The sequence below is a fragment of the Leptospira meyeri genome, from assembly GCF_004368965.1.
Lineage (GTDB): Bacteria > Spirochaetota > Leptospiria > Leptospirales > Leptospiraceae > Leptospira_A > Leptospira_A meyeri.
On sequence record NZ_SORO01000001.1, the window covers coordinates 2,676,973 to 2,699,269 of the forward strand.

Consider the following 22,297-nt stretch of genomic DNA (forward strand, 5'->3'; position numbering starts at 1 on the left):
ATGGGTAAGATTTGGTTAAAACGAGGGTTCTTGGTAATTTAGAAAGGTAACAGACAATAGTTGAGACTTTTTTGGAATCTGATGGGTTTTCAGAGAAACAGGCGGATTTAAGGAATTTCTTTCTCAGTCAAAAATCAATGAAATTTCCTTGCTTAAAATCACAATCTGATTGGAATTAGGCGTTCATGATGAACGACAGACGAAAACGTTTGCAAAGGCCTCTACCAATTTTGGTATTTGGACTTTATTTTCTACTTCTTCCTATTTTTAATTATTTTTCTTTCGCCTATGCACATAATATTCGTTGGACCTATCCAAGGCTAATCTTCGATTGGTTACATCCTTTAGAGTTAATACTCCTAATCCTTGCAATTCCCGTTGGCATCGGTTTGTTACTCGTAAAAAAATGGGGGTGGTATTTGTTTTTGGTTTATGCATCTCTATTCATACTGTTTGATATTGTCGCTCTTGTTCAAAAACCGATCGCTTTCAACTTGTTTGCTTTTGGTCAAACCATACTAGGGTTCGGAGCAGTGTTTTATTTAACTCGGGAGAATATTTCTACGCCTTATCTCAAGCTTTATCCAAGAGGCTGGCGATATGAGAAAAGAAATCCCATCCAGATACCAATTCTTCTTAACGGAATCGAGTGTACAACGATTGATTTTAGTAGAAAGGGATTCTATGTAGTTTGGTCTGAATTTCTTGGCGAGCCTGGCGACACAATTCAAGTAGACATTTCTGGAACTACAATTGAGGCAGGAATTGTACGCATTGACCCAAAGGGACTTGGTGTTGCCTTTCGAAATTTACAACCCGTACAGATTAAAATATTCGAGGATATCATTGCCTCAAAAAATATCAATTTAGAGCATTCAGTTAAGTTAAAATAGGAAAATTTTATATGAAAAAGATTATATGGATTTTATTTACAACATTCTACTTTTGGAACTGTATTGCTTTTTTAGATTTCAATCGAAGCAAAAATGAATTTTCTAATGATTCTTTAATTGTACTTTTAGGTTCCAATTATGCAGGTGTTCCTGCTGGTGGGGGAACCGCAGATCCATCGGGAACTCGTATCCAATCCAGTGATGAACTTTTTACCATCTTAATTCCAGAAGGAGCGATGGACGAAACAGTCGATTTTAAAATTACAAAATATAATTCTACTCAGGTGCCACTTCCTTCAGGTTTTGTGCCTACAAGTTCAATTTATGAAGTCACACCATCATTTCAATTCAAAAAGGAAGTGGTTGTGACCATCACTCTCGATCGTGCCAAAGCACAATCGATGAATTTAAACTTTGGGAAAAGTCGTGGGTTTCATGCATCGAACATGAATACAGAACCAGATGGACTCAGAATGCCTGGTTGGGCAGGGGTGAATACAACTCTTGAATCTGAAAGCATCGTCTTTCATACAAAGAGTTTTTCTATGTTTGGTGGAGGAACGCCTCCCCCTGGGAATTTACCACCTGTCATCAATGGTGCTTATTATTATTTAAAACCGGGAACATTACATATGCCTTATCAACTCAGAGCCGATGTGGTGGAGCCAGATGGTGACCAAATGAATGTCTATTTGGTCGTTGGACCTGCTGATGGCCCTACTAATTTTTATTCTATGGCAAGAGAGGGAACTTCTGATTGGTACCAATCCAAAATCCCATACGAAGCGATGAAACCAGGTGGAATTTTAATTCAAATCATTGCAGTGGATATCCATGGACAGAAAACTTCAAGACCATCAACCGGAACTTTCTTATATCCCAGTGATTCTGGGAATCCTACATACATAAGCCAATACAATCCGGATCGTGATGAGGATGGATACAATGATGTTTGGGAGCTTGATAACGGATTCAATCCAAACAATGCGAGCAGTCCACCAGGCGGAACAGCTTACCCACCGGGTAATCCTGTTGTGGTGGATAACTTAGAAATCTTACCTACACAATCTTGGGTCCAAATTAATGAACCCATTACCTTTTCAGCTCGTGGGTTTCTCGCAGGAGTTCAAAAATTTGTCACAGTTAATTTCCACGCAACAGGCGTAGGACTTAATGGTTCTCCCATTGGCAATTTAAACTCATCTACGTTTACAGCGACAACGCCTGGTGTGGCAGGAGTCTTTGCCACCTATCAAAGCTTAGAAGCATCAGCATCTGTTCATGTTGCCGATACCATTGCTCCTTCGAATATAACTGATTTAGTCGCAACACCTCTCTCCGCATCTAGAATTCAACTGAGATGGACAGCACCCGGAAGTGTCGGAGTATTCGGACAAGCGTCTGCCTACGAAATAAGAAAATCCAGTTCACCCATCACCAATAACCTTCAGTGTGATGCGGCAACTGGGGTTGCTCACACTATGATCCCCAAAAGTTCTGGTTTATTAGAAATCAAAGAGATTGATGGACATCTTCCGCAATCAACTTACTACTTCTGTGTTCGTGCCATTGATTCTTCTGGGCTTCGCAATTCTTGGAGCGGAACTGTATCGGCCACTACCTATGCTCCTACAGATTTAGTTCCTCCGGCAGACATCACCACAGCTTCCGCCACTGTCGAGTCCTACCATCAAATCAAACTCGGCTGGGTTGCGGTTGGTGACAATGGAAACACAGGATCGGCATCCTCCTATGAGATCAGAAGACGTTCCACTCCTATCGTCACAGATGACGACTGTTCTGCGGGAATTTTTGTTCCAAATAGTGTAGTCGCATCCACTGCGGGCACTCCTTTAGAATTCACAGTTAGTGGACTATCTTCGGGAACCGTGCATTATTTTTGTATTCGTGCTTTTGACCATGGAGGGAATCGAAGTCTATGGAGTGGAGTTCTCCAAGCAACCACACCTTTCGCCAACCAATTCCCTGTGATTCAGTTTACTTCTAATCTTATCATTGATTTAGGCACTGAAGCCACACTAGATGCATCACAATCATCTGATCCTGATGCTTCATTTTGCGGGGCTCAAACAAATCAATACGAGTATAACTGGCGAGTGGTTTCTAAACCTCCGCTCTCCAATTTAGCCACTGGAGATATCCAAAACAGAACGACTAAGCTTGCAAAAGTTTTACCTGATAAGAATGGCGAGTATGTCTTTGAATTTTCATTTAAAGACAACGCAGGTAGTTGTGCGGGAGGGAATCGAACTTCCGTTTCTTTGGTCACTCTGCAAGCCAATTTAGTTCTGATTGATCCTCCCGCTTATGTAGAAGCCCAGGCGGGCGGAACCAGTGCGTATGTGCAGTGGTCGCCAGTGACAGGTGCCACTTCGTACACAGTTTACTATAGCACAAGTCCTGGAGTGACAACGGCTTCGACCAGTTTTGGGCCAGTGTCCAACACTTATGCGACCATTACTGGGTTAATAAGCGGGACATTATATTATTTTAGGGTGGTGGCAAACAATAGTGGAGGAAGTAGTGTGGTTTCTATATTGGAAGCAAGGGCTTTAACTACGGCAACAGCACCGGGAACAAGTTCGCCAGGTATACATATTGATATATCTGCGGGGCAAGGGAATAATTCCAATTATAATTATTCCGGTTTAGTAATAGACCAAGTTAACGGAAAGTTGCTAGTTGTCACTTTTAATTTCGCTAATAGCTCTAAACCCAGTCTATTCAGATGTAATCTAGATGGAACAAATTGTACGCATACTGATATTTCAGTTGGGCAGGGCATTAGTTCAGGTGGTCAACCCAGCGCAGTTATAGATTACGTGAACGGTAAGCTGTTGGTTGTAACTAATAATGGCTCTCTTAACGCCGGTAACGGAACCATTGGCAAACCAAGTCTTTTTAGATGCAATCTGGATGGAACAAGCTGTACGCATACTGATATATCGGCGGGACAAGGATTTGGTTCAGGTCAATTTCCAAGTTTAGCAGTCGATCAAGTCAATGGGAAGTTGTTGGTTGTCACTAACAACGAGGCTAATGCCGGCAAGCCAAGTCTTTTTAGATGCAACCTGGATGGAACAAATTGTACGCATACTGATATATCTGTAGAACAAGGAATTAATTCTGGTCGTAATCCCAGTTTAGTTATAGATCAAGTCAACGGAAGGATGCTAGTAGTTACTTATAATGTAGCTAATAGCTCTAAACCCAGTCTATTCAGATGTAATCTAGATGGAACAAATTGTACGCATATAGATATTTCAGTTGGGCAGGGCATTGGTTCAGGTGGTCAGCCCAGCGCAGTTATAGATTACGTGAACGGTAAGCTGTTGGTTGTAACAGCAAATGGTGCCAATAATGGTTCCCCTTCTCTTTTTAAGTGTAATCTAGATGGAACCGGTTGCACTCATACGGATATTTCCGCCGGAAAAACCGGTTCTATTGGATTATATCCCAATGTTCGTTTAGATCAAGTCAATGGGAAGTTGTTGGTAATCACAAAAAATAATACTACTGGCGAAAGGCTCGCTTTATTTCGATGCAATTTAGATGGAACAAGTTGTACGTATGCTGACATTTGGGCTGGACAAGGGCAATGGACGGGTCTTTTTCCCAGGGCAGTCTTGGATTCCATCAATGGAAAAGTCATTGTAGTAACACGAAATGACGCCAACTCCGCAAAACCTTCCCTTTTCATCTGGTAACCAATCCCACGCCAGGGATCCGAAGGGCCACGGTCTCACCCACTTTGGGTGAGACGTGAGCGTTAGCGCATCCTGTCGGAGCCCGGTTGGGTTTGGATCAAACTACAATCACCTAACCAATTCTAGGCGCCCGAAAAGTATGAAAAGAATATTATAACATTGGGATTTTGATTCTTTCTCACAAGATAACACAACAGAACTATCTATTTATTTTAACGCCAATCGTTAGTTATGCGAATTTGCAATTGTGTTCCTTTCTAGCGATGAGGCAAGAATCGTAACCAAACATGAATCGGCTCCGATTTTTCTTTACAAACTAATACACCAAAACCCGATTGTTTCCAGAATCTGCTATGTACATCCTTCCTTGTTTGTCAAAATGAACGGCAACGGGACTATTTAAGTTTTGAGCATTAACTGAGCCAAGACCGCAACTTCCATTATTATTTTCATTACCGCAGCCGAAGCTTCCAAATTGACCAACGACTGCAATTGCCGTCATTCCAGTCGCAAGACTGGTTTGTGGGTAGACAAGAACACGATTGTTATTTAGATCTGCCACAAATAAATTTTCACTTTGGTCTAAAGCAATTCCAAAAGGTTGGTTTAAACCATTGCTCGATGTGCTACTTACGCCTGTGGTAAAGTTAGATTGGCCATAAACTCTTATCGCAGTTGTAGATCCTTTAGGATAATACACAACCCGGTTATTGATTGTGTCTGCAATGTAGATCCCTCCCGCAGAGTCGACAACTACTCCTTGGTTGTTAGAAAGACTACTCGCAGAAATTGGTGTGTTAACTGAACTTGCAAAATTCGTTTGTCCATAAACTTCAGAAGGAATACTTGCGTCCTTAGGAAAGTAAAGAACTCGGTTGTAACCAGTGTCTGAAACATAGAATCCACCACTGGAATCTTGACTCATATGGGTGGGGATATTTAATGAGGTAGCAGACACTGCTGCACCTCCAGATGTAATAAAATTCGGTACGCCAATGGCACGAAAGGGAATGGTATTCCCATTTTGATAAGCTAATATTCGATGGTTGGTTCCTGTGTCGGTCACAAAAAGATTGTTCGATGCATCTAAAAAGAGTGCTCGTGGGTCAACCAATGTAGTTGCAGCAATGATAAATGCCATACAACTTAGATTTGGATTTGCATTTGCGACATCGCAAGTGAATTGCCCATGTTGTCCATATACTCGTGTAGCGGTTGTTTGGTCAGGAGGATAATACAAAACTCGATTGCCACTTGCAATATAAACACCGCCAGAATTGTCGGTGATCACAGCATTTGGTCCCGATAAGTTATAAGCAGTGGCAGGCCCTCCACTACCGCAACTTCCATTTACATAAGGATCAGCGCAGTTCAAATTCCCTAGCTGTCCATACACTTTGGTGGCTACTAAATCCCGCACTTCTATTGTAACTTGGCTTTGCACCACACCTTTACGATAGACAGTATAAGTTTGTCTTTCTACAGGAGTGGTAGGATTGCCTGACAGCGCACCCGTATTTGGATCCACATACAATCCTTCAGGAAGATTGGGGCGAACACTCACATTCGTTTTAGAACCTAATCTTGGTAATACGGAGATGGGAATCGATTTATAAAAAGTAAAATCAGTGAATCGGTATAGATCTCCAGTGTTAACAACTTGTAACTGGCAAAATCCACCTTCGATGCTGGCTGAAATCAGAAGTTGTGGGAAGAAGTCTTTGGATTCGCTATCGCAGGGATTGGATAAAGAAGCCATTTGGCAGTTTCCGTAAAAAAATAAAATCAAAGAAAGGAAATTTAGCCGAATATACTTCATCTATATGAGAAATGGATAGAAGAGGAAGGTTCCTGGCAATTTATTTTTTATTAATGTGTCGTTGGAAATAAATTTCACTACAAAAATCATTGAATCCCAAAGTCTTTTTAGTGAAATTCACAGTATTCCCTTATTATCTTAAGCCGTTTTAGAAAAAAATAAAATCTCCTAAAGAGTAGAATCCGTCCCTTCTAACTTCGCCACATAAGGCAGGTTACGATACCGACCTTTGTAGTCCAAACCATAACCAACAAGAAACTCATCTTCGATGATAAAACCTGGATAATGAACAGGAATATGAGGATTGGCTTTCGATTTTTTCCAAAACAAAGCGGCCACTCGTAAGTCTTTGGGACTTTGTTTTCCCACTTCTTCCAAAAGGTACTCTAAGGTTTGGCCCGTATCTACAATATCTTCCACAAGAAGGACCGATTTATTTTGAACTGACTTTTTTAACTCTTTGGTGATTTTTAAATTTCCAGATGTGGTTCCATCTCCATAAGAAGAGGCAGCCATAAAGTCTACCTCGTGTGGAATGGCAATACTCCGGCATAGATCTGCAGTGAAGATGAAACCACCATTTAAGATTCCAACAACAACTAATTCTTTGCTTAAGAAATCTCGTGAAATCTCTCGAGCCAATTCCTCAACACGATGGTGGATTCTCTCTTCTGAATATAAAGGTTTCATTCTTTACCTATTTGCCCAGGGATCCAGAATACCGACAATTGGCAACTGCCCCAGCTAAGATCTTTCCATGAATCTTTGGAAAAACTCAAGCCGAGAAATGCGGCTGTCGGAAATTTCTGAAAGTGAGAAACCTCTGAATCCCCAAACAGGAGGGAACTTCCTAACTCTTCTAACCCAGGATTGTGTCCAACCAGGCAGACAGAACGTACGGCCGGGGTAAGTCCTTGCAGCAAAAAAAGTAAATCTTCTTTCTCCGCATCGTAGATGGATTCGCGTAGTTCCGGTTTGGGGAATCGTAGTATTTCTTTACGAAGGGAAGTATAGGTTTTTTGGGTTCGTTCTGCCGGTGAGACAAAACATTGATCAAATTCAAATCGACTTTCTTTTAAATATTCTCTTAGAGCTTTGGTTTGTTCTTTCCCTCGCCGGGAAAGGCTGCGATCCAAATCAGAATCATAAGGTTCATCCCATTCTGATTTGGCATGGCGAAGTAAATAGATTTGTTTCATACCAATATACTAATCGAAACAAATGACTGAGAAATCACGAAATGACTATTTTTGTATTTCTTTTTCGTATTTGGAAATGAGCTCGTTATTATTTTTACAAGAAAATTTTGTCCGCATTTGGTTGAGATGGTATTCCACAGTTTTTCTGGACTTTTGGATTCGATCTGCCACTTCATTTTGAGATAAACCTTGTACAAGTAAGTTCAAAATTTCCATTTGGAAAGCAGAGAAGGGAAGTTGTACTTTGCTCACTCCCTCGGAGATAAAGGAACCACCTTTCATCACAAGTTCAATGACTTCGGGCAGTTTGGAGATAGGGTCAGACTTTAACATATATCCATCGGCCTTGGCTTTGATGGCATCTTCTACATAGACACGGCTTCCATGTAAAGAAAAGATAATGACTTTTGTTGGTTGGTGTTTTTCTTTAATCTCACGCAATACGTCGATACCATTTCGGTCAGGCAAATCGATGTCTAAAACCAAAATATCAATGGGATTCGATTCTAAAAAATGAAACAAATCTGCTGCCGTTCGAAATTCTCCGGCAAGAGAAAAGAAAGGATTGGATTTCAGGATAGATATGATTCCTTCAGTGACAACGGAATGGTCTTCTAAGATGGCAATTTTTATGGATTCCACAGCCTTATGATTCTCAGAGTATTCTTCGCATCCATCCAAAAATCTTTCTGGGACTTACTTATTTTTTGTAGATATCCCTTAATTTTCTCCTTTGTCTTGATAGGCACCGCCTCCTGCCGGTTTGACGCCTACCCAACCTTACTTGCAAAAGATGGTGTTTTGGATGCACAGTCTGTAGACTTTTCAGGGGAAACGATAAACCTGACCGGGAATTGGGAATTTTATTGGAATGAGTTTTTGGACCCTGCAACGGAGATCCCGATTCACAAATCCTTTCTAAAAGCGGGTGTTCCTTGGTTTTCCCAAGAGAATGAAGATGGAGAATTGTATCCAAGTTTTGGCTATGCCACCTATCGCCTAACGGTACTTTTGCCAAACGATACTTCCGAAAATGAACCTTTTGCCATTTCAGTTCCCGTATTGCATAGTGCTTATCAGATTTATGTGAACGGGAAGTTGGTTGGTGAAAACGGAACCGTAGGAAAATCCGCAGAACAACACAGACCTTCCTTTCATTCCAAAATTATCCCTCTTAGTGGAGTCACCAAAAAAATTAATTTGGTCATTCATATTTCTAACTTCTCACATAAGTATGCTGGAATTCATGGAACCATTCGATTAGGAAAACTTCAAAACATCATAAACATATGGAATGTAAATTTTACCGTTTCTTGGATCATCATGATTTTTATGTTATTTCTTTCCATATATCATGCATTAGTTTATTTTATCAATCGATCAGAAAGAAATGCACTTCGAATGGCATTTGTTTATTTAGGGATTCTGATACTGTCTTCAACATTGATAGAAACAAGAGTATTGTTTAATCTTCTTTCTGATGATTATTGTATGGCATTGTTTCGTTTTTCCCGAATTGGATTTGTTTTGGTTTTATACTTCGGTGGTTATGTCGTTCTTAATTTGGCACAGATGCGTTTTTTTAAACGAATCTTGTTTTTGCTAAAACTATATGCATTGAGTTTTTTAGCTGTAGTCCTATTGACTCCGGTTTCTTACCTTTCGAAACTTTCCTTTTATTTTGAGTTTACCTCTGTTGTGTTTGTATTTTTGGGTTTGTTTTCTGTCTCTCTTGCTCTTTATTTCCAAAGAAAGGAAAGCAGATTATATTTCTTTAGTTTGTTATTGGCCATCATAGGTGGCCTTATCGATATATTTTTAATAACAAATCCAAATTTTGGATATAGGCCATTGGGACTTGTCTCTTTATATTTGTTTATTTTTCCCCAAACATTGGGAGTGACTTTAGGGCTTGTTCGTGTTTATAAAAGATCAGAAACTTTATCAAAAGAATTATACAAACGAAAAGAAGCCCTCGAAAAAAAAGTAAAAGCGCGTACTTTAGAATTAGAAAAGGCAAATCGTTGGAAAGCAAACTTCGTGTCACTCATTTCGCATGACTTACGTTCGCCTCTAAATAGTGTGAATCAAATTTTGGATGTAATCGATTTTAGTTTTAGCGAAACAACAGCAGAAGAAAAAAAGAAATTTTTAGAAATTTGTAAAACTGGTGTCACTCAATCTCTTCGTATGTTGGAACAATTATTGGATGTAAGCCGATTTGATGCTTTTGGAACGAAACTCATCCAAACTCGTTTTTGTGTGAACGAACTACTAAACGAAATTATTGAATCGGTAGAACCATTGGCCACACTCAAAGGGATTCGAATTCAAAAAGACACTCCCATCCAAGCAGAAATCATCGCAGACCGCACTTTGATTGGCGAAGTATTTAAAAATATCCTTACCAATTCTATTAAATATTCTTATCTGAATTCGGAAGTTTGGGTTGGTCTTTCTTACAAAGGGAAATGGCTTTCTGCGGAAATTAGGGACCGGGGTTTAGGTATGAGTGAAGAACAAATTCACAGACTTACCGGCGAAGAAACGATCAAAAGTATGCCGGGAACTGCGGGAGAACGTGGTACAGGGCTTGGTCTGCAATTATGCACAAATATTTTGGAAGCACATTTTGGAAAACTTCGAATCAAATCAGTTTTGGGTGTTGGTTCGGCCTTTGAGATTTCTTTATCCAAAAGCACAAAATCCGTGTTACTTGTGGATGATTCCGGTAATTTTAGATCAGATCTAGCGGAGGTTATGCGAAGAAATCAGTGGATCGTGATTGAAGCAGGAAATGGGGAAGAGGCTTTGTCTCATTTATCAAGGATCACTCCAAGCCTCATCATTACCGATCTACATATGCCGGGGATGAATGGAATTTCATTAATTCATGAGTGGGAAGGGCGTCGTCACCAAAACCAAAAAATCCCCATTATCTTAGTCAGTTCGGATGCTCCTCTTTCTGGAGGTGATAAGTTTTTGGAAGAAGAGGGACTAGAAACGATTGTTTCTGCTTATTATTCCAAAATGTATAAGGCAGAGGACCTCTGCCAACAGATTGAGTCGATTTTAGAGTAACACTCGTTCCATGTGATTTTTGATATGGAGGCAGTGTGCTACATCGTATTCTTCTTTTGTGAGTTCACCATAAGCAAAATGAGGTCTTAAAGAAGACTCTTTCGTTTTGAAAAAATCATCAATAGCTTTGATGAGCCTTGTAATCCCTGCTTTTAGTTCAGTGGCATTGGAAATTTCCTCCGCACCGGGAATGGGTTCTTCTAATCCATGGCTCATTTTATTTTTAAAAGCAAATACAGAAAATGCAATTTTTCCGATAGAACCGCGGAAGAGGGAAGATTTCATTTCAGGATAACCATTGAGCGAAAACTCAATGCTTTGGGCACAATGGGCAAACACTTTTCCAGGACTCCAGTTACCAACAATTTGAATCCCTTTCGGATCAGATTGTAATCCGACAAGTAAAACTCGAAGGTCTGCAAGGTCATCCGCTTCTAACCAAGGAGATTCTTTTGTTGGTGTGGATTTGTCTTCATCCTGTTTGGATTCACTTTGTATAGGGAATTGGAGAGCCGTATACAATAAGGCAGATCGTTTGATAAACTCTTTTCGTTTCATTAGAATTTTCCTTTTAATACGACTGGTTTTTCCGGTTTGGAACGGAGTTTCATATTTAAGAATTCAACAATCACTGAAAAACACATCGCAAAGTAAATGTATCCTTTCGGAATGTGTAATTCAAATCCTTCTCCAAGTAGGGCCACCCCAATCAAAATCAAAAAACTCAAAGCTAAAATTTTGATGGTTGGGTGTCTATCGACGAAATCGGAAATACTTCCACTCGATAATAACATAAATCCGACCGATAATATAACAGCAGTTATCATCACTCCAAGTTGGTCTGTCATTCCTACTGCGGTAATTACCGAATCCAAAGAAAACACGATGTCAAGGATCATAATTTGAATGATGACTTTTGTAAAGGATACTCGTTTGGTCGATTCTTCATTTAACTCTGATTCACCTTCTAATTTATGATGAATTTCAGTGGTAGACTTGGCAATGAGAAAGAGTCCTCCCAAAATTAAAATGAGATCCCGGCCACTAATAGAATGGTTCAGAACCGTAAAAAGAGGAGCTTTGAGTTGCATTATGAGTGAAAGAGAAAATAACAAAAGAATACGAGTGAACATAGCAAGTAACAAACCAATTTGTCTTGCTGACTTTTGTTTGGTTTTTGGCAGTCGTGAGGAAAGGATGGAGATAAAGATAATATTGTCAATGCCTAGGACAATTTCCAAAGCAGTTAGTGTTAAGAGCGCAAGCCATACCGAGGGATCAGAGAGAATTTCTATCATAACCTGTCCAAAAGTGATAAAAAGAAAAATGGAATCAATCCAAATCCTAAACTTTGGTTCACAAAGCGGGACTAACGACGATAAAAATACCAACCTTCACATTCTTTTACCAAACGAACGCCTTTCCATAAATCTAAATTGTCTTTGGTTTCTGTGACTCCCCAAAAAAATTCAGCGAAAGACTTTTGTTCTAGTCCCTTGTCCCAAGTCCGATTGGAAACCCAAGGATAGTAGATCCCTTCTTTTGTGAATGGAACTAAAGTCCAATTTTTGTTTGAAAAAGCATAAGAATACTTTATGGGCCAGTAGGTGGAAGCTCCAGGAACTAAATGGTCAAACTGGGAAAGGCAGTCCATTCTGTGCAAACGTTTGGCTTCTCCTTCTTTCACATTTTGAGTTAATCTTGGATACCGATCATTGTAAAAGAAAACAATTCCTAAAAATACAACAAACCCCGCTACGGTTCGAAGGATTGGCAAAAAACTAATAAGTCGGTACAAAAGGAAAAAAATACAAAATACTAAAAAGTAAAGATAACGAAAGTTGGGTTCGATTCGAAAAATATATAAGGCAACGATTGTTAAATATGGAGAAAGTAATAAAACCAATTCCAAATAAAAATCTTTTCCTTTGGAACGAAATAAAGAAAAGATAATGTAGGCCAAACATAAGAATGTATACCACTTAAACCAATCAGAAAATAGCGGATGTTTGGTGATAGTTTCCATCAAAGACGAAACCCAAGAACTAGGATCTTTTAAAATTAAATCCTTGGCTGATTGGATTCTGTTCATTGTCGGAAGTTCCTTGGAGGTAACAATTCCAATCCCACTGAAACGTAACCCTTGTTGCCAAACTTTCCCAAATCCAAATCCAAGAAGAGTCAGTCCTATGGGAAAAATAGATTTTTTTTGTAAACGAACGATTGTATACACCAATAAAAATGGGGCAATGTGGATAAAAAACCAATACTCCGAAATCCAAATGAGAGACAAAACCAATAGAAATCGAATACTTTGGATTCGATTTTTAGAATCCCAATTTTGGATTTCATAGATTGTGTAGGCTGCAAAAATAAATATTACGGCATGGAACCCTGGAAAATAAAACTGTCCGAGGTTATTTGGCAAAACACCGGCGATCGTTAAAAATCCTAAAGAAAACAAATAGGAGATTTTGTTAGAAACTCCTAAGGTTTTGGCTAAAAAATAGGGCATCACAAAATAAAAAAATCCAAAAACCCAATGAAACCAATACACTGAATTTACGAACGGATAGATAAAAATAGAAAGGAGAATTTCTGGAAATAAACTGGAACAAGGTGGGAGATTCCATCCGCGAACCCCGTCCCATCCCCCTATCCAAAAATCACGAGCAAAAAGATAGGGATATAAAATATCACTATCTGTAACTTCTCCTAAATGGTTTTCATAAATAGCATCGTAAAACAAATGAAAGGTGCCAAATAAAAGAAGAAGAACTATTACTGGTTTTAAATTTCGTATCTTCATCAAAAAATCCAAATCCAAATCCAAATACTAATCGTAATCTTTATGTTCAAAACAAACAAACATAGATACGGAAAATTCAATTAGTAACTTGGACATTTCCTTTCAAACGTTTTGAACCTTTCTGGAAAATCTAACTCCACTAAGATACGTTTGTCGGGAATGAAGGGATGAGGAAATTCCAATCGTTTTGCAAAAAGTAAAAGTCCATACTGAGTATAGTCTTTTGCCGAACGAGAATACAAAGTATCTCCCACAACAGGACAACCCATCTTTGCCATATGAACACGAATTTGGTGGGTACGACCTGTTTCCAAACCCAGTTTCATCAAACTAAATTTACGACCTGTTTGTGTTTGGACAATTTTTTCCGTTTTATAATGGGTGATGGCCATTCGCCCATCTTCACGCACACACATCTTCACTCGTTCTACGGGATGGCGACCAATCGGTAAGTTCACTGTACCTTCTGATTCCACTGGTGCTTGTAACACCCAAGCGTAATAGGTTTTATCCACAAGCCGGTCTTGGAACATTTTGGAAAGAGCAGCATGGGCCCGATCTGTTTTGGCAATGATGAGAACCCCTTCTGTTGGTTTGTCCAGCCGGTGCACAATTCCTGGACGACGTTCACCACCTGTGGCTGATAGGTTTTTGAACTGGTGTAACAGTCCATTGACGAGAGAAGGTTGGTCATCGCCCGGTCCACTGTGGCAGGCAATCCCTGCTTTCTTATGGATAACCATAAATTCGTCCTCATCATAAAGAACAGGAATGTCCATCGGGATGGGTTCGAGCCTAGATGGTGGTCTTGCAATCACATCGACGATATACTCTTCTCCAAGAGTTACCTTATAGCCGTTTTTAGTGGCCAATTGTTCTTTGGTTTTGTTTGTCACAAATCCAGAATCGATCCACTTTTGAACAGTAGAACGGCTGAGATCGTCTCCAGCGTTGTCTTTTAGAAAGACATCCAGGCGACTTTGGTCATAATCTTCGGAAACGGTTACAAATATTTGCATTTTCGGTTGTTATCTAATGAAAAGAACTAAACTATGGAAACATTAAGGTAGGTCAACTGATGAAAAAAGGATTTTTTTTAAGCCTCATCCTCCTCGCAGGTCTTTCGCTTTCATTAACGAATTGTTCGTCTTCTGAAGAAAAAGAAACTCCGAAAGACACAACTTCCACTACGGGAACAACATCCACTGTATCTTCCAGAGATCTCAATGCAGCTCTTTTGGACGAAATCAATGTAGCACTCAAAGACTACCGCTATCCAGATGGTGTTCGTCGCAGAGGTTTTAGCTACAAACAAGCGGACATCCAAGCAGAAGATTTTAAAACTTGGGCAAAAGACAACGTTTCTTACATCAAAGATGCTCTTGCTAAACTTCCAGAAGGATACGCTCTTGAAGTAACTGGTCACGCAGATGCTTCTGGTCCAGAAGAAGCAGAAGGTGCAAAAAAAGGAAACGGATACTATTCACAAATTCGTTCTGATGCAGTGAAAGACGCTCTGGTAAAACAAGGAATCCCTGCTGACAGAATCGTAACAAAAGCTTCCGGTTCTTCTAAGCCAATTTCTGGTTTTGATGAAAAAGACGCGATCAATCGTCGTGTGACTTTCCAAGTCGTTTCTAAATAAGAAAGTAACCATTCTTATTTAGCGATCTTTCTCTAAATCAAACCCACCATTTGGTGGGTTTTTTTTATGCCCACTCATTATTTTGTAAATACGGTCGATTGTTGGTGTTTGCGTTTGGGCGCCTCGGATTCGTTATGCGAATCAAAGTTTTTTCTATAACGACCGCGCTTTTCGTTCCAATCTTTCGTTAGTTTCTAACTGAAAATGGATCCATATAAATTTACGAAAGATTTCCACTGCAATCGCTGGCGCAGGATTGGGAGCTGAAATCTAAAATGATTTATGTTCAAAATATTTTGAATGAAACAAATTCTTGACCTTAAAAAACTCTGTAACGGAATTTAAGGATCTACCATGCCAAACTCTGTCCTAGAATACATCCAATCCTTACCAGAAGACCGAAGGATACCATTTTCCAAACTGCGAGACATCGTTAAAAAAAATCTCCCAAAAGGTTTTGAAGAAACCATCCAATACAAAATGATTGGTTATGTGGTTCCCAAAAAAACATATCCAGCTGGCTATCATGTAACACCGGAACTGGCACTTCCCTTTATCCATATTGCATCTCAAAAGAATGGACTTGCCCTCTATCATATGGGAATTTATGCCGATCTCAAATTACTCAATTGGTTCCAAACGGAATATCCTAAACATTCTAAAACCAAATTGGATATGGGGAAAAGTTGTATTCGTTTTAAAAACTTAGATGATATACCTTGGAAACTCATTGGAGAACTTGTTTCTAAGATGGGGCCTAAGGATTGGATCAATCTTTATGAAATCAACTTAACCAGTTCAAGAAGGATCCAAAAAAATATGAAGACAAAACCAACGAAGATACAAAGAAAGGCAGCTCCTAAAAAAAGGAAGTTTGAAAAAAAAGAATGAAAGAGTATGATCACCTATAGGGAGTACTGATACGTGTTCTATATATTTCTCAAATATTTACTGACAGCGGCCCTCGTTGTCTTTATCTCCGAAGTGGCAAAACGAAATGACAGGCTTGGAAGTTTCATTGCCTCTCTTCCCTTGGTCACGATCCTAACACTAGTTTGGTTAAAAATAGAAAAAGTATCCACGGAGAAAATATCTAATCATGCATATTATACGTTTTGGTTTGTTTTACCCACCTTACCGATGTTTTTAGCATTTCCGAAACTTTACCAAATGTTTGGATTTTGGATGGCTCTTATTGTTAGTATGATTTTAACATTTTTTATGTTTTATTTTTTCCAACTCATCTTAAGTCGATTTGGAATTCATTTATTTGATTGATATAAGGTAGTTTTTAAATTTATTTAATTTTGATAGAACTTCTTTTTTATTGGAGAAAGATAGGTCTAACATTCGAATTTTATAACTCTCTATCGGGAAAGGACCATTTTATGACAATTAATTTAAAAATGCCCAATGATTTCAAAGTTGCTTATAAAATTGAGTTACAAAAATACAAAGATAGTTTGGCACAAAACAATGATTCACTTGCTTGGCATCATTTGGAAAGAGCTCATATTATTGGTCAATACCATCCTATGTCTCATACAGGGGTTCATTTTCGAATGTTTGTTTTTGGAATACGAAAATTTGACTTAAATGAAATTCTTGGACAATTTGTTCGAATGAGTTTTGGATGGATTGGAAGTATGTTCAATCGAATCCCCGTGGGAAATACAGGAAGTGCTTCTGTTCCCATTTTTGCACCCATGCCCATCCCGGATGATTTAAAACCTCTACTATGGAATGCTGACGTTGATGCCAAAGGATTGTCTGGGTTTAAGAGTAAATAAATTCGCATAACATTGATTTTATTTTTTCGCAACCATAAGAAAAATTGAGGCATCTTCATTCAAAAATACTTTTTTCTTTTCTAAAATGATAGAAGATGATACTGACTGAAATCCAGTTTTTTTTAATAAAACCATCAATGCATTTTGATCGAATCCACTATGGACTTTGGGATGGGAAACTTTTTCATTCTGATCAAAATCTACAATGATGAGTTTTCCTTGGGGATTCAAAATTTCGTAAAAAAATTCAAGAATCTTTTTTGTATCAGGAATATGCAATAGAACCAAAGAAACTAGCAAGATATCCGCTTTTTTTGTTTTGGAATATTGAAGAAAATTCGAATGGATTACTTCTGCATTGTGCACATTCAACCTTTTGATTTTTTCTCTGACAATACCGAGCATTGGTTCCGATGAATCAATAAACAGTACTCGTTCCACTAAGGAAGTTAAGGTGAGGCCTACAAGTCCTGTCCCACATCCATAATCAAATAAAGTTTTTGATTGGCTTTCTTTACATTCTACCTGGACTGCACTTGCTATGTCCTTTGCTAATTCTTTTCGTTCCGTTGTGTCGTATTGGCTTGCTAGTTGGTCAAAAACATTTGGTTCCATATGGGTGTGTGTGTTAGACTAGGATGGAGAACATAAATATTTACTTTCGAAGGACGAAGCCACCAAGCGAACGAGGAACGCTGTTATGTATTATTTTTTTTGTTACAATGTGTTTGTTGGTAGGTTTCGTAAATTGTATTTGCCTCTCGATTCTCTATATATAGAAAATAGGGTAATATGATTAACGGAAATAATCCGTCAATTCCGGCTGCCCATGCGAGTGAAAGGGAAACGTAAGAGATTCCTGCTGAAAATCCCCATTGGCTTTGGCGATAATTTTTCATTTTAGATCTAGTTTCGAAAAAATAAGCTAAACATTCTGGAGATTCATTTTTAGGCAATTCGGGAATCGTAACACAGGAATATAAAATTAAAATTGATAAAGATGTAATGAAATTTCTGAAATACATTTTTCTAAGACCTTTAAATTTTTAATTTCAATAAATTCTTCGAAAATGGAAGTCCTTGTTAATCCATAGAAGTATATTTTTAGTTTGTCATTTAACATAAATTTGTCATGAACTATAATGTTTTCATTTTGATAAATTGTGTATTCAACATTAACTGTATAATCAATTTCTCTGAAATGTATTGGCCAAATAAATGAAACAGGATATATGATAGGTAAACTCCACCAATAGTTTCTTTTTTCAGCAAGGTAAGGTTGAATTTTGATATCTAAAATAAAATCATCTTTGTTTTGAAGACTCGTTTCGTTCACAATATATTTATTTTGTAAAGGAATATCATTCTTTAAGAATGATATAAAGATGTATTTCCAAGCGCTTTCAATTTCAACTAGATCATCATTGATGATTTCAAATTTTCGGATGTTTATTGTTTTCTTATTAACTATGTCTGGGTTTTCGTTTGATTTTTGAGGGCTAGGCAATTGTCTAATATCAATATTACAGCTTGTTGAAATGACGGTGATTAAAATGACAATGATTATTTTTTTCATAAATTGAATTTGATTCAATAAAATAACGTATAACTCTTTATCCGTCTTTTTTGTTTGATTTTAATCACATATCGCTTGTTATTTGTTAATTTGTCAAGTAGGGAATCAAAATTCCGCTCTACTATAGGTAAAATGGAAACCTATCTTGAATCCCGATTCTATACTTAAAAACTCACTCTCATACCCAAATAAATTCCTCGCAGGACATCAAAGTTTTCTGATTTTTGTGGGAGATTCATTTCCCAGACACCAGCAAGAGACGGATTTTGAGATCCTAAATTTTCTGTACCCTGCTTTAGTTGGATATCGTTGTAGTGTAAATAAGAGAACTTAGAAACGACCAGATTGTAACCAACAAAGAATTTCATATTGGGATGAAAGGAATAGGAGAGGGAACCATCCAATTCATAACCACGAAAGATTCCTTCTGTACCAGCTGTGGACAATGAGTATTGGAATCTGTCTTCCATTAGGTTTGGTTGTTTGAAAAACCGAGTGCCTTGTGTATAGAATAAATCCATCGTTAGGTGGAATGCGAAATATTGGTTCAGTTGGTAAATGGTTTGGACAGAGACTTGTGGGCCGTAAGTAAAAAAGTATTCTTTGAAGGTTCCTTGGCCTAAATAATTTCCATAGAGATAACGATTGATATTACGAACCCCACCTCCCAGATTCAGTTTCCAATCCTTCGTAGGTGTGAAGGTTTTATAAAAATTGAGTTCAAACTCAGAACGAGCCGTCGGAGACAGATAAAATCGAGAAAGGTTTCCTCCTTGTGTCGATTGTTGGTAGAGTAAGGTGTTTGCGTTTACGATTTCAATTTCAAAATAAGAGAGATCGACTTTGAATCCTTTCTCTAAGTTTTCGTAACTGAACACAAAGGGAATGAGAACCTTGCCATTTTCTTTTAAAGCAGAACTGGAACGAGTGGGGAGAATGGATTCGTTTTTATCAGTGAGAGAACTGTATTCATAAGGAAGGTAGTGGTAGGTTTGTCTTTTTAAGAGCAAACTCCATTCTGAATTTTTACTGTTTCCTTCTGGTACGGGCCTTTCTGTTTCCCGACCATCACCCTCAGCAAAAATCATAGAAGAGACAGAAACAAGGAATATATAGATTAGGTTCTGTTTCATTTTCCCTTGTTATAGACTGATTTTGGAAAATGGAAACGATTTTTTCCCCTTTGGATTATTATAATCTTCTAAGTGTTTCCAACAGTCCCCGCAAAAATTCATTTACGAAAGGAGGAATCTCTCGAAATTAGAAGTTATAAATAGAGGTTACCATGCCAGAGTTTTTTTACGCCGATCCTTTTCCTTTAAACGGGGACACTACCGAATACAAATTATTAACAAAAGATTTTGTGAGTACCGTTCCATTTGGTGATAAAGAAATTCTGAAAGTAGAACCGGAAGGCCTTACCTTTCTTGCTGAAAAAGCAATGGAGGATGTTTCCTTTTATCTTCGGACAGCCCATTTAGAAAAAGTCCGTAAAATTTTAGATGATCCAGAAGCAACACCAAACGATCGTTTTGTTGCAATGGCTCTCCTCAAAAATGCCGTAATTGCCGCAGACAAACAACTGCCTTCCTGCCAAGATACTGGAACGGGAATTGTGATGGCAAAAAAAGGGGAATATGTCATCACCGGTGGCGATGATGCGGAAGCGCTTTCCAAAGGAATTTATAATACCTATGTAAACAGAAACTTACGTTATTCACAAGTGGTTCCTCTCACTATGTATGACGAAGTCAATTCCGGTTCCAATTTGCCAGCACAGATTGATATTTACTCCACCCCTGGTGACAAGTATAGTTTTCTTTTTATGGCAAAAGGAGGCGGGTCCGCTAACAAAACATATCTGTTTCAAGAAACAAAAGCCTTACTCAATCCTGCTTCTCTTGAAAAATTCATAACCGACAAAGTATCCAACTTAGGAACAGCGGCTTGTCCTCCTTACCACATTGCTGTTGTGATTGGGGGAACCTCTGCAGAAGCAAATCTGAAAACAGTAAAACTTGCGTCAGCTGGGTATCTGGATCATTTGCCAACCAAAGGAGACAAATTTGGTTCTGCTTTCCGTGATGTGGAACTGGAAGAAAAGATGTTAGTTGCCGCTCAAAAATCAGGGATCGGTGCTCAGTTTGGTGGGAAGTATTTGGCTCATGATTTTAAAGTCATTCGACTTCCGCGCCATGGTGCATCTTGCCCCGTGGGACTTGGTGTGAGTTGTAGTGCGGATCGTAACATCAAAGCAAAAATTACAAAAGACGGAATCTATTTAGAAAAACTAGAGTATGACCCTTCTAAGTTTTTACCAACGATTGATGAAGTGGATTCCAATACTGAATCGGTTCATATCAATCTCAACCAACCAATGCCTGAAATTTTAAAAGTCCTCACTAAGTATCCGGTAAAAACACGTGTTATGTTGTCTGGTCGACTCGTCGTAGCTCGTGATATCGCTCATGCAAAGTTAAAGGAGAAATTAGATAAGGGGGAACCTCTCCCGGATTATTTCAAAAACCATCCGGTGTATTATGCGGGTCCTGCCAAAACTCCAGAAGGAATGCCATCTGGTTCATTTGGTCCAACCACTGCTGGTCGTATGGATAGTTACGTTCCTCTTTTTCAAGAGAAAGGTTATTCTATGATTTCTCTTGCGAAAGGAAATCGTTCCAAAGTAGTCACCGATAGTTGCAAAAAAAATGGTGGGTTTTATCTCGGATCCATCGGTGGTCCGGCCGCTCTTCTTGCAAAAGAAAATATCAAAAAGGTAGAAGTCCTCGATTTTCCAGAATTAGGTATGGAAGCCGTTTGGTCGATTGATGTGGAAAACTTTCCTGCATTTATCGTAGTAGATGATAAAGGAAATGATTTTTTCCAAATGCTGAATTGATTAGTTTAAAAACCTAAGTTAGTCGTTAAGTGGAATCTTTTCAACCATTTGGGCGAATTCATACCCAAACTTATGAGCATCTCCTGGCCATCGTGCAGAGATAAAATTTTGATCTCTCACTGTAAAGCCGGCAGATGTATTGTTCGTTTTGTCTCGAAAAATACCGCTGTTACCACTTTGGAATTGGGAAGAATGTTTCAAAAAAGACTTCACTTCGTCTTCGACAGTTATATTGTATGTGAGATAATAATCACCAAGCCAGAGTTTTGTTAAGTTATAAGCTAGTAATTCTTGTTTTTTGAGAAGAGACGTTGTGTTCAGATTATATAAAACTGATTTATTCGTATTTGGATCGATGCTTCTTGCAACAAGTAATACCCCATGGCAAATAGCACCAACTGGTTTTTTTTGATCGAAAAAGTTTACAATGATTGATTGCAGTATTTTTGATTCCAAATAAGGAATCATTCCTTTTGCATGTCCACCGGGCAATAGAATTCCATTGTATGCATTGGGTTCAATTTGTTCATATGAAATGGGTTTTAGAAAATTTTGATCTTTTTCTAGGAGATCGTAATCAGCACGGGCATCTCCACTCGCTCTTAAAATTGTTTTTAAGATACCTAAACCATCACCTAACAACATACGTTTATCAGCGTTGCCTTTTTTCCCCGAAGGAGTTGCAAACACAACTTTATGTCTTTTTGCGGTAAGGATTCTCCAAGGAATACTAACTTCACTTGGATCAAAATCATTTTCAGGAATTGGAATGAGTATCATAAGTTTGTCTTGTAAATTGAGTTCACAGTAAAAAAAAAATCCACATTTTTAAAAGCGAATTAAAATCTTTATAAGGTG

21 protein-coding genes are annotated in these 22,297 nt (G+C 38.4%); 8 read left to right on the top strand and 13 right to left on the bottom strand.

Annotation, left to right across the window (positions count from 1 at the left end; all coding sequences use genetic code 11):
• The first annotated feature begins 185 nt into the window (after positions 1-185).
• Both CLV96_RS12635 and CLV96_RS12640 read left to right on the top strand, forming a co-directional pair.
• Positions 186-893 (top strand): PilZ domain-containing protein, encoded by a 708-nt coding sequence (locus CLV96_RS12635; RefSeq protein ID WP_004785556.1) that lies wholly within the window; start codon positions 186-188, stop codon positions 891-893.
• Positions 894-904: 11 nt separating this feature from the next.
• A complete protein-coding gene (locus CLV96_RS12640) occupies positions 905-4,621 on the top strand; it encodes a fibronectin type III domain-containing protein (RefSeq protein ID WP_134151977.1) in 3,717 nt (1,238 codons plus the stop codon).
• Between the two features lie 316 nt (positions 4,622-4,937).
• Here the strand turns inward: CLV96_RS12640 and CLV96_RS12645 are convergent, their stop codons facing one another.
• The 4 genes from CLV96_RS12645 to CLV96_RS12660 form a co-directional block, all read right to left on the bottom strand.
• Positions 4,938-6,380, bottom strand: coding sequence for an NHL repeat-containing protein (locus CLV96_RS12645; RefSeq protein ID WP_004786675.1), 1,443 nt, complete (start codon positions 6,378-6,380; stop codon positions 4,938-4,940).
• A 228-nt stretch (positions 6,381-6,608) separates the two neighbouring features.
• The gene (gene hpt / locus CLV96_RS12650; RefSeq protein ID WP_004787481.1) at positions 6,609-7,130 is read right to left on the bottom strand and encodes a hypoxanthine phosphoribosyltransferase; all 522 of its coding nucleotides are present in this window, start codon (positions 7,128-7,130) and stop codon (positions 6,609-6,611) included.
• On the bottom strand, positions 7,127-7,639 hold the full coding sequence (locus CLV96_RS12655) for a SixA phosphatase family protein (protein WP_004786681.1): 513 nt from the start codon (positions 7,637-7,639) through the stop codon (positions 7,127-7,129). Before CLV96_RS12655 ends, hpt begins: the two co-directional genes overlap by 4 nt.
• A gap of 45 nt (positions 7,640-7,684) precedes the next feature.
• Positions 7,685-8,320, bottom strand: coding sequence for a response regulator transcription factor (locus tag CLV96_RS12660; RefSeq protein WP_020776149.1), 636 nt, complete (start codon positions 8,318-8,320; stop codon positions 7,685-7,687).
• Positions 8,321-8,377: 57 nt separating this feature from the next.
• Here CLV96_RS12660 and CLV96_RS12665 point away from each other — a divergent pair, with 57 nt between their 5' ends.
• On the top strand, positions 8,378-10,720 hold the full coding sequence (locus tag CLV96_RS12665) for a hybrid sensor histidine kinase/response regulator (protein ID WP_004784462.1): 2,343 nt from the start codon (positions 8,378-8,380) through the stop codon (positions 10,718-10,720).
• On the opposite strand, the gene CLV96_RS12670 is transcribed toward CLV96_RS12665, so the two are convergent.
• From CLV96_RS12670 to CLV96_RS12685, 4 genes are all read right to left on the bottom strand, one after another.
• Complete coding sequence (locus tag CLV96_RS12670; RefSeq protein ID WP_004786719.1) at positions 10,712-11,278, bottom strand: DUF1569 domain-containing protein; 567 nt, start codon at positions 11,276-11,278, stop codon at positions 10,712-10,714. The two genes, CLV96_RS12665 and CLV96_RS12670, sit on opposite strands and share 9 nt — an antisense overlap.
• On the bottom strand, positions 11,278-12,015 hold the full coding sequence (locus CLV96_RS12675) for a TerC family protein (protein ID WP_196795747.1): 738 nt from the start codon (positions 12,013-12,015) through the stop codon (positions 11,278-11,280). Before CLV96_RS12675 ends, CLV96_RS12670 begins: the two co-directional genes overlap by 1 nt.
• Before the next feature lie 74 nt (positions 12,016-12,089).
• Entirely contained in the window at positions 12,090-13,529 is a 1,440-nt protein-coding gene (locus tag CLV96_RS12680; RefSeq protein ID WP_040917322.1) for a hypothetical protein, read from the bottom strand.
• An 80-nt stretch (positions 13,530-13,609) separates the two neighbouring features.
• On the bottom strand, positions 13,610-14,548 hold the full coding sequence (locus tag CLV96_RS12685; protein ID WP_004785329.1) for an RluA family pseudouridine synthase: 939 nt from the start codon (positions 14,546-14,548) through the stop codon (positions 13,610-13,612).
• Positions 14,549-14,604: 56 nt separating this feature from the next.
• Here CLV96_RS12685 and loa22 point away from each other — a divergent pair, with 56 nt between their 5' ends.
• The 4 genes from loa22 (at position 14,605) to CLV96_RS12705 (ending at position 16,964) form a co-directional block, all read left to right on the top strand.
• Positions 14,605-15,174, top strand: coding sequence for an OmpA family outer membrane lipoprotein Loa22 (gene loa22, locus CLV96_RS12690; protein WP_196795748.1), 570 nt, complete (start codon positions 14,605-14,607; stop codon positions 15,172-15,174).
• 354 nt (positions 15,175-15,528) lie between these two features.
• Complete coding sequence (locus CLV96_RS12695) at positions 15,529-16,065, top strand: DUF1801 domain-containing protein (protein WP_004787708.1); 537 nt, start codon at positions 15,529-15,531, stop codon at positions 16,063-16,065.
• 33 nt (positions 16,066-16,098) lie between these two features.
• Positions 16,099-16,452, top strand: coding sequence for a DUF3147 family protein (locus CLV96_RS12700; protein ID WP_004786697.1), 354 nt, complete (start codon positions 16,099-16,101; stop codon positions 16,450-16,452).
• A 110-nt stretch (positions 16,453-16,562) separates the two neighbouring features.
• Positions 16,563-16,964: a DUF3703 domain-containing protein gene (locus CLV96_RS12705; protein WP_004787477.1), complete on the top strand. Its 402-nt coding sequence runs from the start codon at positions 16,563-16,565 to the stop codon at positions 16,962-16,964.
• A gap of 18 nt (positions 16,965-16,982) precedes the next feature.
• Here the strand turns inward: CLV96_RS12705 and CLV96_RS12710 are convergent, their stop codons facing one another.
• The 4 genes from CLV96_RS12710 to CLV96_RS12725 all read right to left on the bottom strand — a co-directional run bounded on the left by CLV96_RS12710 (position 16,983) and on the right by CLV96_RS12725 (position 19,673).
• Entirely contained in the window at positions 16,983-17,579 is a 597-nt protein-coding gene (locus CLV96_RS12710; protein WP_004786651.1) for a class I SAM-dependent DNA methyltransferase, read from the bottom strand.
• A gap of 83 nt (positions 17,580-17,662) precedes the next feature.
• Positions 17,663-17,863, bottom strand: a complete 201-nt coding sequence (locus tag CLV96_RS12715) for a hypothetical protein (RefSeq protein ID WP_051012793.1) — start codon at positions 17,861-17,863, stop codon at positions 17,663-17,665.
• A gap of 86 nt (positions 17,864-17,949) precedes the next feature.
• Positions 17,950-18,540: an LBF_2127 family putative lipoprotein gene (locus CLV96_RS12720; RefSeq protein ID WP_004784661.1), complete on the bottom strand. Its 591-nt coding sequence runs from the start codon at positions 18,538-18,540 to the stop codon at positions 17,950-17,952.
• A gap of 164 nt (positions 18,541-18,704) precedes the next feature.
• Positions 18,705-19,673, bottom strand: coding sequence for an LA_2444/LA_4059 family outer membrane protein (locus CLV96_RS12725; protein ID WP_004787434.1), 969 nt, complete (start codon positions 19,671-19,673; stop codon positions 18,705-18,707).
• Between the two features lie 152 nt (positions 19,674-19,825).
• On the opposite strand from CLV96_RS12725, the gene CLV96_RS12730 reads away from it, so the two are divergent.
• Positions 19,826-21,439, top strand: coding sequence for a fumarate hydratase (locus CLV96_RS12730; RefSeq protein ID WP_004786492.1), 1,614 nt, complete (start codon positions 19,826-19,828; stop codon positions 21,437-21,439).
• Positions 21,440-21,457: 18 nt separating this feature from the next.
• Here CLV96_RS12730 and CLV96_RS12735 read toward each other — a convergent pair whose 3' ends face one another.
• A complete protein-coding gene (locus CLV96_RS12735) occupies positions 21,458-22,219 on the bottom strand; it encodes a type 1 glutamine amidotransferase domain-containing protein (RefSeq protein ID WP_004785366.1) in 762 nt (253 codons plus the stop codon).
• Positions 22,220-22,297 lie beyond the last annotated feature (78 nt).